The 15,087-nt window shown below is 68.8% G+C and carries 17 protein-coding genes, 1 tRNA gene, 1 pseudogene and 1 riboswitch; of the genes and pseudogenes, 14 read left to right on the top strand and 5 right to left on the bottom strand.

Annotation, left to right across the window (positions count from 1 at the left end; all coding sequences use genetic code 11):
- Window positions 1-202: 202 nt before the first annotated feature.
- Window positions 203-715 (top strand): methylated-DNA--[protein]-cysteine S-methyltransferase, encoded by a 513-nt coding sequence (locus tag ABS642_RS20805; RefSeq protein WP_350351584.1) that lies wholly within the window; start codon window positions 203-205, stop codon window positions 713-715.
- A 67-nt stretch (window positions 716-782) separates the two neighbouring features.
- On the opposite strand, the gene ABS642_RS20800 is transcribed toward ABS642_RS20805, so the two are convergent.
- Window positions 783-2,420, bottom strand: a complete 1,638-nt coding sequence (locus tag ABS642_RS20800) for a cation acetate symporter (protein ID WP_350351583.1) — start codon at window positions 2,418-2,420, stop codon at window positions 783-785.
- The gene (locus ABS642_RS20795) at window positions 2,417-2,764 is read right to left on the bottom strand and encodes a DUF485 domain-containing protein (protein ID WP_282216437.1); all 348 of its coding nucleotides are present in this window, start codon (window positions 2,762-2,764) and stop codon (window positions 2,417-2,419) included. Before ABS642_RS20795 ends, ABS642_RS20800 begins: the two co-directional genes overlap by 4 nt.
- Window positions 2,765-2,872: 108 nt before the next feature.
- Between ABS642_RS20795 and ABS642_RS20790 the strand changes: the two are divergent.
- The 4 genes and pseudogenes from ABS642_RS20790 to ABS642_RS20775 form a co-directional block, all read left to right on the top strand.
- Window positions 2,873-3,232: pseudogene (locus tag ABS642_RS20790) on the top strand (GAF domain-containing protein); the annotation flags it as partial.
- A gap of 329 nt (window positions 3,233-3,561) precedes the next feature.
- The gene (locus ABS642_RS20785) at window positions 3,562-3,729 is read left to right on the top strand and encodes a LuxR C-terminal-related transcriptional regulator (protein WP_350351582.1); all 168 of its coding nucleotides are present in this window, start codon (window positions 3,562-3,564) and stop codon (window positions 3,727-3,729) included.
- 69 nt (window positions 3,730-3,798) lie between these two features.
- Window positions 3,799-3,865, top strand: a riboswitch (guanidine-III (ykkC-III) riboswitch).
- Between the two features lie 11 nt (window positions 3,866-3,876).
- Window positions 3,877-4,203 (top strand): multidrug efflux SMR transporter, encoded by a 327-nt coding sequence (locus ABS642_RS20780; protein WP_350351581.1) that lies wholly within the window; start codon window positions 3,877-3,879, stop codon window positions 4,201-4,203.
- Window positions 4,204-4,262: 59 nt separating this feature from the next.
- Window positions 4,263-4,607 carry an Lsr2 family protein gene (locus ABS642_RS20775; RefSeq protein ID WP_282216434.1) on the top strand — a complete coding sequence of 115 codons (345 nt, stop codon included), beginning with the start codon at window positions 4,263-4,265 and terminating at the stop codon, window positions 4,605-4,607.
- Between the two features lie 39 nt (window positions 4,608-4,646).
- On the opposite strand, the gene ABS642_RS20770 is transcribed toward ABS642_RS20775, so the two are convergent.
- A complete protein-coding gene (locus ABS642_RS20770; RefSeq protein ID WP_282216433.1) occupies window positions 4,647-5,264 on the bottom strand; it encodes a MarR family transcriptional regulator in 618 nt (205 codons plus the stop codon).
- 77 nt (window positions 5,265-5,341) lie between these two features.
- Here ABS642_RS20770 and idi point away from each other — a divergent pair, with 77 nt between their 5' ends.
- From idi to ABS642_RS20725, 9 genes are all read left to right on the top strand, one after another.
- Window positions 5,342-5,863 carry an isopentenyl-diphosphate Delta-isomerase gene (gene idi / locus ABS642_RS20765; RefSeq protein WP_350351580.1) on the top strand — a complete coding sequence of 174 codons (522 nt, stop codon included), beginning with the start codon at window positions 5,342-5,344 and terminating at the stop codon, window positions 5,861-5,863.
- A 3-nt stretch (window positions 5,864-5,866) separates the two neighbouring features.
- Window positions 5,867-6,949: a polyprenyl synthetase family protein gene (locus ABS642_RS20760; protein WP_350351579.1), complete on the top strand. Its 1,083-nt coding sequence runs from the start codon at window positions 5,867-5,869 to the stop codon at window positions 6,947-6,949.
- Window positions 6,946-7,854, top strand: a complete 909-nt coding sequence (locus ABS642_RS20755; RefSeq protein ID WP_350351578.1) for a squalene/phytoene synthase family protein — start codon at window positions 6,946-6,948, stop codon at window positions 7,852-7,854. Before ABS642_RS20760 ends, ABS642_RS20755 begins: the two co-directional genes overlap by 4 nt.
- Window positions 7,851-9,443, top strand: a complete 1,593-nt coding sequence (gene crtI / locus ABS642_RS20750; protein WP_350351577.1) for a phytoene desaturase family protein — start codon at window positions 7,851-7,853, stop codon at window positions 9,441-9,443. Before ABS642_RS20755 ends, crtI begins: the two co-directional genes overlap by 4 nt.
- The gene (locus tag ABS642_RS20745; protein WP_282216428.1) at window positions 9,443-9,790 is read left to right on the top strand and encodes a lycopene cyclase domain-containing protein; all 348 of its coding nucleotides are present in this window, start codon (window positions 9,443-9,445) and stop codon (window positions 9,788-9,790) included. The genes crtI and ABS642_RS20745 overlap by 1 nt, the downstream gene beginning before the upstream one ends.
- Window positions 9,787-10,134, top strand: a complete 348-nt coding sequence (locus ABS642_RS20740) for a lycopene cyclase domain-containing protein (RefSeq protein WP_350351576.1) — start codon at window positions 9,787-9,789, stop codon at window positions 10,132-10,134. The genes ABS642_RS20745 and ABS642_RS20740 overlap by 4 nt, the downstream gene beginning before the upstream one ends.
- Window positions 10,131-11,024, top strand: coding sequence for a prenyltransferase (locus tag ABS642_RS20735; protein WP_350351575.1), 894 nt, complete (start codon window positions 10,131-10,133; stop codon window positions 11,022-11,024). Before ABS642_RS20740 ends, ABS642_RS20735 begins: the two co-directional genes overlap by 4 nt.
- 32 nt (window positions 11,025-11,056) lie before the next feature.
- Window positions 11,057-13,243 carry an MMPL family transporter gene (locus ABS642_RS20730; RefSeq protein ID WP_350351574.1) on the top strand — a complete coding sequence of 729 codons (2,187 nt, stop codon included), beginning with the start codon at window positions 11,057-11,059 and terminating at the stop codon, window positions 13,241-13,243.
- A gap of 39 nt (window positions 13,244-13,282) precedes the next feature.
- Window positions 13,283-13,355 (top strand) — tRNA-Arg (locus ABS642_RS20725).
- Between the two features lie 63 nt (window positions 13,356-13,418).
- Here ABS642_RS20725 and ABS642_RS20720 read toward each other — a convergent pair.
- Together ABS642_RS20720 and ABS642_RS20715 are read right to left on the bottom strand one after the other, a co-directional pair.
- Window positions 13,419-13,916, bottom strand: a complete 498-nt coding sequence (locus ABS642_RS20720) for an HNH endonuclease (RefSeq protein ID WP_282216424.1) — start codon at window positions 13,914-13,916, stop codon at window positions 13,419-13,421.
- Window positions 13,917-14,226: 310 nt separating this feature from the next.
- A complete protein-coding gene (locus ABS642_RS20715) occupies window positions 14,227-14,958 on the bottom strand; it encodes a M23 family metallopeptidase (RefSeq protein ID WP_282216423.1) in 732 nt (243 codons plus the stop codon).
- Between the last annotated feature and the right edge of the window lie 129 nt (window positions 14,959-15,087).

Here is a 15,087-nt window from a genome sequence, read left to right as displayed (position 1 = left end):
GACCTGCCCTCTCGTCGCCACACACTGACACCCTAGGCGCGCAAGAGCGCGAGCCCGGGTAACCGGGGCGGGTTTCACCGTAATTCTGGCCTCTGACGGGCATCCGCGACTGCTCCTGCAATGCTCGGGGGCTGAACCCTGTTGTCCACGACGAGCGCGCTGAGGGATCCGCGAGGTCGTCGCACCCGGTCAGTATGGGGGCATGACCTTCCGCTACGACTTCGCCCCCACCCCGTTCGGGGATGCTCTCGCGGTGTTCTCCGACGAGGGCATCGTGCGCTTCGACCTCTCCGAATCCGAGGACCCCTCCGTGCCCTGGCTCCTCGAAGGCACCGCCCGCCAGCTGCACGCGATGCCGGAGCCCGATCCGGGCGCGGCCGACGAGCTGGCCCATCTGCTCGCCTCCTATTTCGACGGAGAGCCCATCCGCTTCGAGGATCACCTCCGCCTCGACTGGCGGCTCGCCGAGGGGTTCCCCTTGCTCGCCCTGCAGACGATCTGCGACATCGAGTGGGGCGAGACCCTCAGCTACGGCGAGGTCGCCGTGCTCGCCGGCCATCCCGGAGCAGCCCGCGCTGTCGGCACCGCCTGTCGCCTCACGCCCTTCTCGATCATCGTCCCCGTGCACCGCGTCGTGCGCTCCGACGGATCCGCGGGTCACTACGGCGCGCACCCGGAGCGAAAGAGGTTCCTGCTGGACCTCGAATCCCGCTGAGCGACCCCCGAGACGACGTGGACTCGGCGAGTAGGCCGCCGGGTCCACGTGCTCGAGGTTCCGCGGATCAGTGCTCGGTCGCCTTCTCCGCTCCGAAGCCCGTGAGCGAGCGCACCTCCATCTCGGCGGCGAGCTCCGGGGACTCCTTCCTGCTGCTGGTGATGGTGCCGAGCCAGCCCAGCAGGAAGCCGAGCGGGATCGACACGATCCCCGGATTGTTCAACGGCCACACGGCGATGTCGATCCCGGGGATCATCGACGTCGGCGTTCCGGAGAACACCGGCGACAGGACGATCAGGAGGATAGCGGAGCCGAGCCCGCCGTACATGCTCCACACCGCGCCCCGTGTCGAGAAGCGCCGCCAGAAGAGCGAGTACAGGATCGTCGGGAGGTTGGCGGATGCCGCGACGGCGAAGGCCAGCGCCACCAGGAACGCGATGTTCTGCCCCTGCGCTCCGATGCCGCCGATGATCGCCAGGATGCCGATGACGATCACGGTCCGGCGCGCGACGCGCACCTCGGCGTCCGGGTCGGCCTCCACGGGCTCGCCCGCGGCATCCTTCTTCCCCTTCTGGATCACGTTCGCGTAGATGTCATGGGCAAACGACGCCGCCGCCGTGATCGTGAGACCGGCGACGACCGCGAGGATGGTCGCGAAGGCCACCGCCGAGATGAAGCCGAGGAGCACCGGCCCGCCGAGCTGCAGAGCGAGCAGCGGCGCGGCGGAGTTGACGCCGCCGGGAGCCGCCGCGATGACGTCCGCTCCGACGAGCGCACCGGCGCCGTACCCGAGCACGAGCGTCAGCAGGTAGAACCCCCCGATCAGCCAGATCGCCCAGACGACCGAACGGCGAGCCTCTTTCGCCGTCGGCACCGTGTAAAACCGCATCAGCACGTGCGGCAGGCCGGCCGTGCCGAGGACGAGCGCCATGCCGAGCGACAGGAAGTCCCAGGGATTCGCGCCGTACTGCAGCCCCGGGGCCAGGATCGCGTCACCCTTGTCGGAGTTCGCGACCGCGGCCTCGAGCAGCGTGTTGAGGTTGAACCCGTTGATCGCGAGCACCCAGATGGTCATCGCGAGTGCGCCGCCGATCAGGAGGAATGCCTTCACGATCTGCACCCACGTCGTGCCCTTCATCCCGCCGATCAGCACGTAGACGATCATCAGGACGCCGACCACCGCGATGACGACCGACTGCCCAAGGCGGCCGTCGATGCCGAGCAGCAGCGACACGAGACCGCCGGCACCCGCCATCTGGGCAAGCAGGTAGAAGAAGCACACCGCGAGCGTGGTGATGGCCGCAGCCATCCGGATGGGGCGCTGCTTCAAGCGGAACGACAGCACATCCGCCATGGTGAACTTGCCGGTGTTGCGCATCATCTCCGCCACCAGGAGCAGCGCGACGAGCCACGCCACCAGGAATCCGATGGAGTAGAGGAAGCCGTCGTAGCCGTTGATCGCGATCGCACCGCAGATGCCGAGGAAGGATGCTGCGGACAGGTAGTCGCCGGCGATCGCGAAGCCGTTCTGCGGACCGGTGAACGAGCGGCCGGCGGCGTAGTAGTCGGCCGCTGTCTTGTTGTTGCGGCTGGCCCGGATGACGATGAAGAGCGTCACCGCCACGAAGGCCAGGAAGATCGAGATGTTGAGAACGGGGTTGCTCTCGATGGCGACAGGTTCGGTCGCGAAGGGGACGATGTTCATGCCTGGCCCTGCGCCTTCTCGAGTTCTTCACGGATCTCGGTCGCCAGCGGATCGATCTTCCTGTTCGCGAATGACACGTAGATCATCGTGATGGCGAAGGTCGTCACGAACTGTCCGAGCCCGAGGAGCAGGCCGACGGTGATATCGCCCCACACCCGCTGACCCATGAACTCCGTCGCAAATGCAGCGAGAAGCACATACGCGAAATACCAGATGAGGAAGAACGCGGCGAGAGGGAAGATGAAGGATCTCTGGGTGCGTTTCAGAGTGCGGAATCTCGGTGATTCCTCGATGGCGATGTAATCGATCGCCGTGCTCGAACCCGCGGGGGTCTGGTCGCTCATGGGGCCTCCTTGCCTCATGTCCGGTGCTCGCACGACGGAGTCGCGCGAGTGATAGGGTCGACGCTACGAAACGGGGAACGGTGCCGTCACCCCCGAAAGTAGGTAGTCGTGAGCTCACCGGTCGCCATCGAATCCGAGGGCGAACTCGTCGCCAATGCGGTGCGCGAGCTCGCCCGGCGTACACGCTTCCCCGTCGCCTTCGGCGGCCTGATCGAAGAGGGCGTCGTCAGCGTGACGAGCATCGTCGGCAACCGGACCCGAGCGCTGGACGGTCTGCGCGTCCGCCCGGAGCGCGGCCTCGGCGGCCGAGCCATGATGGAGCTCCGTCCGCGCATGACGAGCGACTACGGCTCCTCGCAGCAGATCACGCACGACTACGACGTGTTCGTGCTGGGCGAGGGACTGCGGACGCTGCTCGCCCTCCCGATCGTGGTTCAGGGCCGACCTCGCGGCGTGCTCTATGCCGGCGCCTGGGACGAGGAGCAGGTCGGCGGGGTGACGACCGCGCCGGCGATGCAGGTCGCGCAGTCGGTCGCCGATGAGCTGCGGATCCGCGACGAGGTCGAGCGGCGGCTCCGGACCTCCGCTCCGGGATCCGAGGCCGTACCCGCCCCGCAGCGCGAGGAGCTGCGGGAGAGCTTCGCCGCGCTCCGAAGCATCGCCGCCGACGTCGACGACCCCGAGCTCCGTGCGCGAATCGCCCAGGTCGAGCGGCGCCTGGTCACTCTGGCAGGCGATGCGGTTCCCGTCGTCACCGGCCCCGTGCCGACCGTGCATCTCTCCCCCGCGAGACCGACGTGCTCGCCTGCGCCGCGCTCGGCTCGACCAACGCCGAGATCGCCGCCCAGCTGGGACTCCGCGAAGGCACGGTCAAGGCTTACCTCGGCACCGCGATGTCGAAGCTCGACGCCTCGACCCGCCATTCCGCCGTCACACGCGCTCGGCGCGCAGGTCTCCTCCCCTGACCTGACGCGCACGCCGGATCCCTCGTCGAACTGCCCAGGCCCTGCCCAGCCCCCTCCGCTATCATCAGCAGTGGTCGGAGAACTCCGGCCCCGGACGAGGCAGACCAGTACCCGGTGAGCGAAAAGACTGGTCCGAAAGGACCGATCATGTCGTGGATCATTCTCATCGTCTCCGGAGTCCTCGAGGCCGTCTGGGCCACCGCACTCGGAAAGTCCGAAGGACTCACGAAGCTCTGGCCGAGCGTCGTCTTCTTCGTCGGCCTGGCACTCTCGATGGTCGGACTCGCCTACGCGATGAAGGACATACCGACCGGTACTGCTTATGCCGTATGGGTCGGCATCGGCGCTTCTCTCACGGTCATCTGGGCGATGATCACCGGTGACACGGAGGTCTCCTGGCTGCGCATTCTGCTGCTGATGGGACTCGTCGGATGCATTGTCGGCCTCAAGCTGATCGACACCGGTCACGAATAGCCGTCGCATTCCGCGGTTCTTCTTGTCTTCCTCTTTATGCGCGCTGTAGGGTCAATTCCATGGCGAGACGAATTGTGCACCAGCTGGTAGACGATATCGACGGCAGCGTGCTGGAGGTCGGCGAGGGCGAGACCGTGCATTTCTCGCTGAACGGCACCTCGTACGAGATCGACCTCAATTCCACGCATGTCGAGGAATTGCGTCAGGCATTCGAACCATACATCTCGGCAGGTCGCCGCGCCGGTGCATCGAGTTCCACACGTGCCGCCTCCCCGCGCAAGCGTCAGGCACGCAATCCTGAGGTTGCGGCGATCCGCGCCTGGGCCAACGCGAACGGCTACACGCTGTCCGAGCGTGGCCGCATCCCGGCCCCGGTCGTCGAGGCGTACAACGCCGCCCACTGACCTTCACCATTCCGCCGGACGTCGCTCCGGCGGAATGGTCTAGTCCGCCGTCTGGGTCAGCCAGGGCTCGTCTCGGAGCGTGATCTCATCGGTCATGTCGGCGAGGAAGCGGATGACGAGGTCGCGCTCCTCTCTGCTCAGCCGCGCTGCCGCATAGAACCGCTTGGCCTGCTGACGCCCCACCGTCTCCATCGCCGCATGCCGGGTCTCGGGTGTGATCGTGATCGCGAGTGCTCGGCGATCGGTCGGGTGCGGCGCGCGATGGATGTGTCCGCCGTTCTCGAGGCGATCGAGCAGCTTGGTGGTCGCCGCTGTCGAGATCCCGAGGTGATGCGCGATCCCGCTGGGCGTCGACACGAGGTTCCGATTCGCGCACACGATCAGGTAGTGCAACGCGCGCATGTCGGTCTCGTTGAGTCGCATGTACCGCCGAGACGCCTGCGACAGGCGCTGCTCGGCGTCGCGGAGTCCGGCCAGAGCCTCCATCACCGCGGCGATCTGGCGCAGATCCTCGGGGGGCACGCCGGTGCGGTCGATCAGGCTGCTGCGCGGATCGCTGGCCTCGACGTCGTAGATCGCGGCGTGACTGAGGCCGTCGGGCGTTCCGGCGGAGTTCGCCGCAACCGCGCGCGGGGTGGTGCCGGCCTCCGAGTCCATGCGATCATGTTACACACGAAGAGTTTCATGCTAAGTTTATTACTCACTAAGTTAGCTAAAACGATGAGGGAGGCTCCGTGGATCACGTGACGCTCCTCGCGGAGGACGGGACAGCGATCGGCACCCGGCCGAAAAGCGAAGTCCACACCCGGGACACCCCGCTGCACCTCGCCTTCTCCTGCTACGTCTTCGACTCCCGCGGACGTGTGCTCGTGACCAGGCGCGCGCTCGGCAAGCGGACATGGCCGGGCGTGTGGACGAACAGCTTCTGCGGTCACCCGCGCCCCGACGAGGAGATGACCGCCGCCGTCCGCCGGCACGGACTCGGCGAGCTCGGCCTGCGCATCACCGATCTCCGCGTCGTCCTGCCCGACTATCGCTATCGCGCGGTCGATGCGAGCGGCATCGTCGAGAACGAGATCTGCCCTGTCCACGTCGCCGTCGTCGACGGCGATCCGCTCGCCGACCCCGACGAGGTGGCGGAGTGGACGTGGGTCGAGGTCGACGACCTCATCGACGCCGCTGCCGGCACACCCTTCGCATTCAGCCCCTGGATGGTCGAGCAGCTTCCCCTCCTCCGTGCCATCGGGGAGATCTGACCGATGACGTCCACAGCGACGGCAGAGGACCTCGGCACCCGCATCGAGGAGGCGCTGCGGCGCCGCTTCTCGGAGCGCTCCGCCGCCGCCGAGCACTACGGCACCGAGTTCGTCGCCCTGTGGCAGGCCGCTGCCGAGCACGCGCTCGGCGGAAAGCTGATCCGGCCGCGGCTGCTGATCGACCTCCTGCGGAGCCTCACCCCCGCAGGCCTCACGATCGCCGAGGTCGAGCGCGCGATCGACGTCGCGGTGCATGTCGAGCTGCTGCACTTCGCCTTCCTGCTCCACGACGACGTCATCGACGGCGACCTGATCCGCCGTCGCCGCCCGAACCTGATCGGATCCCTCGTCGAGCGACGATCGACCGAACCCGCGGAGCCGGCGCTGCACTGGGCTCGCTCGAGCGCCATCCTCATGGGTGACCTGCTGCTCGCCTCCGCCGTCCTGGGCTTCGCGCGCGCCGATGTCTCGAGCGACGCACGCACCCGTCTCCTCGCCCTGCTCGAGCAGACGATCTTCGAGACCGTCGCGGGCGAGCACACCGACATCGGCCTGAGCGACGGCATCATCGCCCCGGACCTGCGGACCATCCTCTCGACGAGCGCCTACAAGACGGCGACCTACTCCTTCGTGCTCCCCCTCCGCGCTGCGGCCGTGCTCGCCGGCTCGTCGCCCGCGGCCGAGGAGCAGCTCACCGCGATCGGCCGGCACCTCGGGCTCGCCTATCAGCTCCAGGACGACCTGCTCTCGGTGTTCGGCGACGCCGAGGCCCACGGCAAGGACGCCTTCTCGGATCTGCGCGAGGGCAAGGAGACCGCGATCATCGCCTACGCCCGTATGACCGGCCACTGGCCCAGCATCGAACTGCGCTTCGGCTCGATGGACCTCAGCGTGGCGGACGCCTCCGACATCCGCGACCGCCTTCGCGAGTGCGGCGCCGAGCGCTTCGTCCGCAGCCTTGTGCAGGAGCAGCTCGGGGCGGTGTCGACCATCCTCGGCGAGGCCGAGTCGGCCGGAACCATCTCGCCGGCGGCAGGGCGCACGATCCTCGGTCTCACGTCCCGCATCGAAGGCCGCACGGTATGACGGACAAGCCCCCGGTTCCTGCCGGAGACGGCGCTCTCCGACGTTTCAATCGCACGGCCGAGATCGCGACGACCGACGTGATCCGCGCCTACTCCACCTCCTTCGGGCTGGCCACCAGGCTCCTCGGCAAGCGGCACCGGCAGCACGTGCGGAACATCTACGCGATGGTGCGCATCGCCGACGAGATCGTCGACGGCGTCGCGGCCGAGGCAGGGCTCGACGTGTCGGCCCAGTCGGCGGCACTCGCCTCGTACATCGCCGAGACCCATCGCTCGATGCGCAGCGGTTACAGCAGCGATCTCATCCTCCACGCCTTCGCCCGCACCGCGCGGGAGTGCTCGATCGGCGAGGATCTGACACAGCCCTTCTTCGATTCGATGACGGCCGACATCGCCGCCGACGCGGGCTTCGCGGCATACGATGCCGATGCCCATGCGAACTACGTGTACGGCTCGGCCGAGGTCGTCGGCCTGATGTGTCTGCAAGTCTTCCTGCGCGAAGAGGATCGGACGCCCCAGGAGCACGAGACCCTCGTCCGCGGCGCACGGCAGCTGGGCGCGGCCTTCCAGAACGTGAACTTCCTCCGCGATCTGGCCGACGACACCGATCGGCTCCACCGCGGATACCTGGGTGGCTCGACCCGTCTCACCGACGCCGATCGCGATGCCTGGGTCGAGACGGTGCATCGACAGCTCGACGACGCCCGCACCGCGATCCCCCTCCTCCCCAAGGACGCCCGCGCGGCCGTTCGAAGCGCACTCGCCCTGTTCGCGGCGCTCACCCACCGCGTGGCACGCACACCCGCCGAGGAGCTGTATCGCACGCGCGTCCGCGTCCCCGACCCGATCAAGGCGGGTCTCGCGGCGCGCGCCCTCGTCGTCACCGCCCTGGAGCGCGGTCGATGAGCCGCGTGGTGGTGATCGGCGCCGGAGTGGCCGGCCTCGCGGTCGCTGGACTGCTCGCACGCGACGGGCACGAGGTCGTCGTGCTCGAGAAGAACGCCAGGGTCGGCGGACGCGCGGGGACCATGGAGCGCGATGGCTTCCGATTCGACACCGGTCCGTCCTGGTACCTCATGCCGGAGGTGTTCGATCACTTCTTCGCGATGATGGGCACGACGACCGAGGCGCAGCTGGATCTCACCCTCCTCGATCCGGGGTATCGCGTGTTCCGCGCACCCGACGTCGCGGCAGAACCCGTCACCGTCCCCTCAGGGCGCGCGGCCGTCTCCCGGCTCTTCGAATCCCTGGAGCCGGGTTCCGCGCCCGCTCTCGACGCCTACCTCGACTCCGCGCACGACGCGAGCACGATGGCCGAGAAGTACTTCCTGTACAACCCGTTCACGCGGCTCCGCACCCTGACGGCCCCCGAGGTGCTGCGCGCACTCCCCCGCCTGTTCTCGCTGCTGGGCACGCGGTTGCAGGCGTTCGCCGCCCGCCGCTTCCGCCACCCGGTCATCCGTCAGATCCTCGGGTATCCGGCGGTGTTCCTCGGCACCGACCCGCGCAGCGCCCCCGCGATGTATCACCTGATGAGCGCCCTCGATCTCGATCAGGGCGTGAGCTACCCACAGGGCGGATTCTGGCGCGTGGTCGAGCGCATCGGCGAGCTCGCCCGCGACGCCGGCGTCCGCGTCATCACGGGCGCCGAGGTCACCGGCATCCGCACGCAGGAGGGGCCGGACGGCCCGGCCGTGTCCGGCGTGACATGGACTGACGAGGGCGGCGCTGCCCACATCGAGAGCGCGGACATCGTCGTCTCGGCGGCGGACCTGCACCACACCGAGACGACACTCCTCCCGCAGGCGCTGCAGTCCTACCCTGAGTCCTGGTGGAAGCGCCGCACCAGCGGGCCGGGCGGCGTGCTCGTGATGCTCGGCATCCGGGGCGCTCTGCCCGAGCTGCCGCACCACTCCCTCTTCTTCACCGACGACTGGGACGCGAACTTCGACGCGATCTTCGGCGATGCCCCTTCGGTCCCGTCACCTGCGTCGACCTACGTCTGCCGTCCGAGTGCGACCGACCCCGACGTCGCCCCGCCCGGCCACGAGAACCTCTTCGTGCTGGTCCCCGTCCCCGCAGACGTCGACCTCGGTCACGGGGGCTCCGACGGCGCCGGGTCGCCGCGGGTCGAGAGCGCGGCGGATGCCGCGATCGATCTCATCTCGACGTGGGCGGACGTGCCCGATCTCCGCGATCGCATCGTCGTCCGCGAGACCGTCGGGCCCGCCGACTTCCGGGACGACTACAACTCCTGGCGGGGAGGGATGCTGGGACCGGCGCACATCCTCAGCCAGAGCGCGATGTTCCGTGCGCAGAACGCCTCGCGCCGCGTGCGGGGCCTCTACTACGCCGGCGGAACCACCGCACCCGGCGTGGGCGTTCCCATGTGCCTCATCAGCGCCGAGATCGTGTTGAAGCGCGTACGCGGCGATCACACCGCCGGCCCGCTCCGCGAACCCGTGCGGGAGCCCGTGCGCGGGGAGTCCGGCTGATGGGTGCGCTCTACCTGGGCGCGCTGATCCTGTTCTCGGGATGCCTTCTGCTGCTGGACCGGCGGTTCCGGCTCTTCTTCTGGCGCGACGCGCTGTCGGCCGCGATCGTGACCGTCGTCGGCTTCGTGTTCTTCCTGGCCTGGGACGTCGCCGGCATCGCCGGAGGGATCTTCTTCCGCGGCGAGGCAGCCATCGCGACCGGGATCGTGCTGGCACCGGAGCTCCCGATCGAGGAGCCCGTCTTCCTCCTCTTCCTCGTCCTGTGCACGATGATCCTGTACACCGGGGCCGTCCGCGTGCTCACGCATCGTCGTCCGCGACGCCAGGCGCAGGAGAGGCGACCATGACCTATCTCCAGCTCGCCGCGTGCTTCCTCGCCGCCGCCGCCGTCTGCGGCATCGCCCTGACGGTCGCGTCCCGGCGGTACGGCCCTCGCCCCGCCGCCGTCGGGTTGACGATCCTCGCGCTCTTCCTCCTGACGGCCGTGTTCGACACCGTGATGATCGCGACAGGCCTGTTCCACTACTCGCCCGCACATCTGCTCGGCCTGCACATCGGCCTCGCACCCATCGAGGACTTCGCCTACCCCCTCGCCGGCGCCCTGCTCCTCCCGCCGCTGTGGACTGCGCTTCGCGCCCGCCGGCGTGCACGCGCCCACCCCGGCGAGGGCGACGGAGAGGAACGGGCATGAGCGCCGCCGCATCGCCTACCCGTGGCATCGGACACGACATCGCGCAGATCGTCCTCTCGTCGCGCCCGATCAGCTGGATCAACACCGCGTTCCCCTTCGCGGCGGCGTATCTGCTCAGCACCCGTGAGGTCGACCTCACGCTGGTGATCGGCACGCTGTACTTCCTCATCCCCTACAACCTCGCGATGTACGGGATCAACGACGTCTTCGACTACGCCTCCGACCTGGCCAACCCGCGCAAGGGCGGCATCGAGGGCGCGCTGCTCGCGCCTCGCATGCATCGTGCGACGCTGTGGGCCGCCGCCCTGACCAACCTTCCCTTCCTCGCCTACCTCGTGGCGGTCGGCGGTCCGACCTCGTGGATCTGGCTGGCCGTCAGCGTCTTCGCCGTGATCGCGTACTCCGCACCCGTGCTGCGGTTCAAGGAACGGCCGTTCCTCGATTCCGTGACCTCGAGCACGCACTTCGTCAGCCCGGCGATCGTCGGGCTCGCTCTCGCCGGCGCGGGGGTCACGCCCGGCGCCGTCCTCACCCTCACCGCGTTCTTCCTGTGGGGAATGGCCGCGCACGCGTTCGGCGCCGTGCAGGACATCGGGCCCGACCGCGAGGCGGGGATCTCCTCGATCGCGACCGTCATCGGAGCGCGGGCGACGGTGCGGCTGTCGCTGATGCTGTGGATCGTCGCCGGCGCCGCGATGCTCCTGACCCCGTGGCCGGGGCCACTGGCCGCTCTCCTCGCGCTGCCCTACGTCGTGAACGCGGCGCCCTGGTGGAACGTCACGGATGACACGTCCGCGACCACGAACCGCGCGTGGCGGCGCTTCATCGCCCTGAACTACTTCTCCGGCTTCCTCGCGACGATGATCCTCATCCTCGCGTGGGTCTCCTGATCCCCGAACCGCAGCCCTCCGAAAGGCCCCCGATGTCCCGCCCCGATCACGCCCCCGCTTCGCCGACCCGAGAGCGCTCACGACACCACTCCTGGGTGCGCGTCTTCATCCCGGTGGCGCTGATCCTCGTGTGGCTCGTCGGCGCGTCTCTCGGCGGGCCGCTGTTCGGCAAGGTCGACGAGGTGTCGTCGAACGACCAGACGACCTACCTCCCCGAGTCCGCGGACGCGACCCAGGTGCAGAAGCTGCTCGGCGAGTTCAACGACAGCGATTCCATCCCCGCCATCGCCGTGTTCACCTCCGAGGAGGAGCTCACCCCGACGGAGCTCGACGCCATCTCGGATGCCGTCGTCGACGCGCCCTCCGTCGAGGGGATCGGTGACGAGGTCTCGCCCGCCCTCCCTTCCGACGACGGGCTCGCCGTGCAGGCGTTCATCCCGATCGAGAGCGACGCGGAACTCGCGGACGCCACCGCCGCGCTGGGCGAGGAGCTCCGCGCCGCCGTGCCCGACGGCATCACTGTCTACATCACCGGACCCGCCGGCTTCAGCGCCGACCTCGTGGCGGGCTTCTCCGGGATCGACGGACTCCTCCTGGGCGTCGCGCTCCTCGCCGTGCTGGTGATCCTCGTGCTCGTGTACCGGTCACTCCTGCTGCCACTGGTCGTGCTGTCGACGAGCCTCTTCGCGCTCTGCGTCGCGCTGCTCGTGGTGTGGTGGCTCGCGAAGTTCGAGATCCTGCTGCTCAGCGGTCAGACCCAGGGCATCCTCTTCATCCTGGTGATCGGCGCGGCGACCGACTACGCCCTGCTCTTCGTCGCGCGATTCCGCGAGGAGCTCCGTGTGGTCCAGGACAAGGGCGCCGCCGTCACCGCTGCCTGGAAGGGCTCCTTCGAGCCGATCGTGGCCTCGGGCGGCACGGTGATCGCCGGCCTGCTGTGTCTGCTGCTCAGCGATCTGAAGTCGAACAGCACGCTCGGCCCCGTCGCCGCCATCGGCATCGTCTTCGCGATGCTCGCCGCCCTCACCCTGCTGCCGGCGTTGCTGCTGCTCTGCGGACGCGCGGTCTTCTGGCCGCGTCGCCCGAAGTTCGAGCCCGAGGTCGTCGAGGCGGAGCACGGCATGCGCACGACGGGGCTGTGGGCGCGCCTGGCGGGCCTGATCAAACGGCGCCCCCGCGTGATCTGGATCGTCACGACCGCCGTGCTCCTCGTCGGGGCGGCCGGCGTCACCCAGCTCGACGCCACCGGCATCCCCCAGTCCGACCTGGTGCTCGGGGCCTCCGAAGCCCGCGACGGTCAGGCCGCCCTGGGCGAGCACTTCCCCGGCGGCTCCGGCAGCCCGGCCTACGTCGTCGTCGCCGAGGACAGGCTGCAGGACGCCGCCGACGTGCTGCTCGCGAGCGACGGCATCGACGGAGTGGCGGTCACCGCGTCGGACTCCCCCAGCGGCACGGCGACCGTGACCGAGGACGGGCTGACCGCCGTCGGCCCTCCGGGCACTCCGGCGCCCGAACCGACGACCGTCGACGGGGACGTCCTGCTGCAGGCGACGTTGACGGATGCCGCGGACTCCGACGCCGCGGCAGCCACGGTGCGCGAGCTGCGGTCCGAGCTGAACGATCTCGATGCGCTCGTGGGCGGTGTGACGGCGACCTCGATCGACACGAACGACGCGTCGATCCACGACCGGAACCTCATCATCCCCGTCATCCTCGTGGTGATCATGTTCATCCTGATGCTGCTGCTGCGGTCGATCCTCGCACCGGTGCTGCTGATCCTCACGACCGTGCTCTCGTTCGGCACGGCGATGGGCGTCTCCGCGCTCGTGTTCAACGGGATCTTCCAGTTCCCCGGAGCCGACCCGGCCGTCCCGCTCTTTGGCTTCGTGTTCCTGGTCGCCCTGGGCATCGACTACAACATCTTCCTGATGACCCGCGTGCGGGAGGAGTCGCAGGCGCACGGTACCCGCGAGGGCGTCCTGCGCGGGCTCTCGATCACCGGCGGAGTGATCACCTCGGCCGGCCTCGTGCTCGCCGCGACGTTCGCCGCTCTCTCGGTGATCCCGATCCTGTTCCTCGTGCAGCTCGCGTTCATCGTCGCGTTCGGCGTGCTGCTCGACACCTTCGTGGTCCGCTCGCTGCTGGTGCCCGCCCTCGCGTACGACATCGGGAAGGCCATCTGGTGGCCCTCGAAGCTGTGGCGGCGCGGGCAGGACTAGCGCGGACGGGGCGTGATCGGTCGCCTAGACTTGGACCGCGCCCTCGTAGCTCAGGGGATAGAGCAGCCCTCTCCTAAAGGGCAGGTCGCAGGTTCGAATCCTGTCGCGGGCACGGAAGCGAGAAGGGCCGCCCTCCCGGGCGGCCCTTCCTCTGTCTCCAGGTCTGTCTGCCCGCTCAGGCCGCGAGGGCGAGGTACGGCTCCCACCGCGGGTCGCTGCGTTCGGTCCCGCGAACGGTCCAGGCCGTGCCGTGCGGCGGGCGAGGGGTGAACCGCAGCTGCCAGCGCATCTCCTGCGGCGTGCGGTCGCTCTTCACGTTGTTGCAGCGCAGGCAGCAGGCCACGAGGTTCTCCCACGAGTCGGCGCCGCCGCGTGAGCGCGGGAGCACGTGGTCGATGGTGGATGCCGCCTTGCCGCAGTAGCCGCAGCGGTGGTTATCGCGGCGGAGCACGCCTCTCCTCGTCACCGGCACCCGTCTGCTCGTCGGCACCCGCACGTACCGCGAGAGGATGATGACCGCCGGGCGGTCGTACACGCCGTGGCTCCCCCAGACGGGGTCGTCTTCCACGCGTTCGATCACCGTCGCCTTGTCGTTCATCACGAGCACGAGCGCTCTTTTGAACGACACGATCGCCAACGGCTCGTATCCGGCATTCAGGACCAGTGTGCGCATTCGTCATCCTCTCGATCCGCCGGGACGGCTTCCCGGCACTCTCGACTCACACGAGGTCGTGCAGGCGGCAGAGCGTTCGCAGGGACGAAAAAAGGCGCTGTCTAAAGACAGCGCCTTTCGCGCACGGCAACGCCGTGGCATCCCTGCGGGCTATGCAGGAGGACGTGACGACCGAGGGCATCCATGGTTCGGATGCTCGATATTCGCTCCATCTGCCTCTCCCGCCAGTACGACAACGGGTTCAGGCTAACCCATCCAGCTGGATGGGAGGCGAAACGCCAGGTGAACGGACGGAAGCGTGTCCCGCGGATCAGCCGGCGTTCGCCGCGAGCCAGGAGTACGGCTCGACGATTCCGCCGTTGATCCACACCTCGAAGTGGAGGTGGTTCGCGGTGGAGCTTCCGGTGCTGCCGACGTAGCCGATCAGCTGTCCTGCGGAGACGGTCTGGCCTTCTTCCACCTGACGCGATCCGTAGGTCATGTGACCGTAGGTGCTCTGGACCTGCTGTCCGCCCACGACGCTGTCGATCATGACGCACACGCCGTAGCCGCCGATGCTCTCGGCCGACGCGCGGACGACGCCCGCCGCCGTGGCGTAGATCGGGGTGAGGGCCGGTGCCAGCATGTCGACGCCGTTGTGGCCGCCGCCGATCGTGCGGCCTTCCGTGTAGGAACCGGGAGGCAGCGGATAGCGCACCTCGCCGGATCCCGGCGAGACCAGGGCGTAGCCGGCGGTGTTGAAGTTCGCGGTCGCGGGCGAGGCTGCGGCGGCACGAGCGGCAGCAGCCGCCTCGGCCTTCTTCTTCTCGATCTCCTCAGGCGTCGTCGCCGTGAAGGTTCCGCGGTTGAGCGGCGCTGCGGTCGCCTGCGAGGCGACGACGAGCGACTGCGCATCGACGGCGGCCAGCTGCTGGACGGTCGTCGCGGCCTCGTCCGGCTTGCTCGCCGCATAGGCGGGAAGGGCGACGGCGGCGACCAGTGCACCGACGGCCGCGAAGATGGCGACGGATCGGAGTGGCTTGACGGCCTTTCGAGCCGTCACCCGCGCGCTGGTGCGGCGGGCGGGAACTCGGTCTTCAGATGTCTTCGCGGTCGGTTCGATGTCTGCGGCCAAAACTTTGTCCTCCTGGGCCCTCGCGCTTTCGGGTAGCGCTGGCTCGTCGGCACTCTC

This window comes from Microbacterium sp. A8/3-1, assembly GCF_040267695.1.
GTDB lineage: Bacteria > Actinomycetota > Actinomycetes > Actinomycetales > Microbacteriaceae > Microbacterium > Microbacterium luteolum.
The sequence above is the reverse complement of the archived record's forward strand: the minus strand, read 5'-3'. Positions and strand labels throughout refer to the sequence as shown.

Coding starts and splice junctions, on each gene's coding strand:
- ABS642_RS20805 (WP_350351584.1), top strand. CDS start 203: ATGACCTTCCGCTACGACTTCGCCCCCACCCCGTTCGGGGATGCTCTC.
- ABS642_RS20800 (WP_350351583.1), bottom strand. CDS start 2,420: ATGAACATCGTCCCCTTCGCGACCGAACCTGTCGCCATCGAGAGCAAC.
- ABS642_RS20795 (WP_282216437.1), bottom strand. CDS start 2,764: ATGAGCGACCAGACCCCCGCGGGTTCGAGCACGGCGATCGATTACATC.
- ABS642_RS20780 (WP_350351581.1), top strand. CDS start 3,877: ATGTCGTGGATCATTCTCATCGTCTCCGGAGTCCTCGAGGCCGTCTGG.
- ABS642_RS20775 (WP_282216434.1), top strand. CDS start 4,263: ATGGCGAGACGAATTGTGCACCAGCTGGTAGACGATATCGACGGCAGC.
- ABS642_RS20770 (WP_282216433.1), bottom strand. CDS start 5,264: ATGGACTCGGAGGCCGGCACCACCCCGCGCGCGGTTGCGGCGAACTCC.
- ABS642_RS20760 (WP_350351579.1), top strand. CDS start 5,867: ATGACGTCCACAGCGACGGCAGAGGACCTCGGCACCCGCATCGAGGAG.
- ABS642_RS20755 (WP_350351578.1), top strand. CDS start 6,946: ATGACGGACAAGCCCCCGGTTCCTGCCGGAGACGGCGCTCTCCGACGT.
- crtI (WP_350351577.1), top strand. CDS start 7,851: ATGAGCCGCGTGGTGGTGATCGGCGCCGGAGTGGCCGGCCTCGCGGTC.
- ABS642_RS20745 (WP_282216428.1), top strand. CDS start 9,443: ATGGGTGCGCTCTACCTGGGCGCGCTGATCCTGTTCTCGGGATGCCTT.
- ABS642_RS20740 (WP_350351576.1), top strand. CDS start 9,787: ATGACCTATCTCCAGCTCGCCGCGTGCTTCCTCGCCGCCGCCGCCGTC.
- ABS642_RS20735 (WP_350351575.1), top strand. CDS start 10,131: ATGAGCGCCGCCGCATCGCCTACCCGTGGCATCGGACACGACATCGCG.
- ABS642_RS20730 (WP_350351574.1), top strand. CDS start 11,057: ATGTCCCGCCCCGATCACGCCCCCGCTTCGCCGACCCGAGAGCGCTCA.
- ABS642_RS20720 (WP_282216424.1), bottom strand. CDS start 13,916: ATGCGCACACTGGTCCTGAATGCCGGATACGAGCCGTTGGCGATCGTG.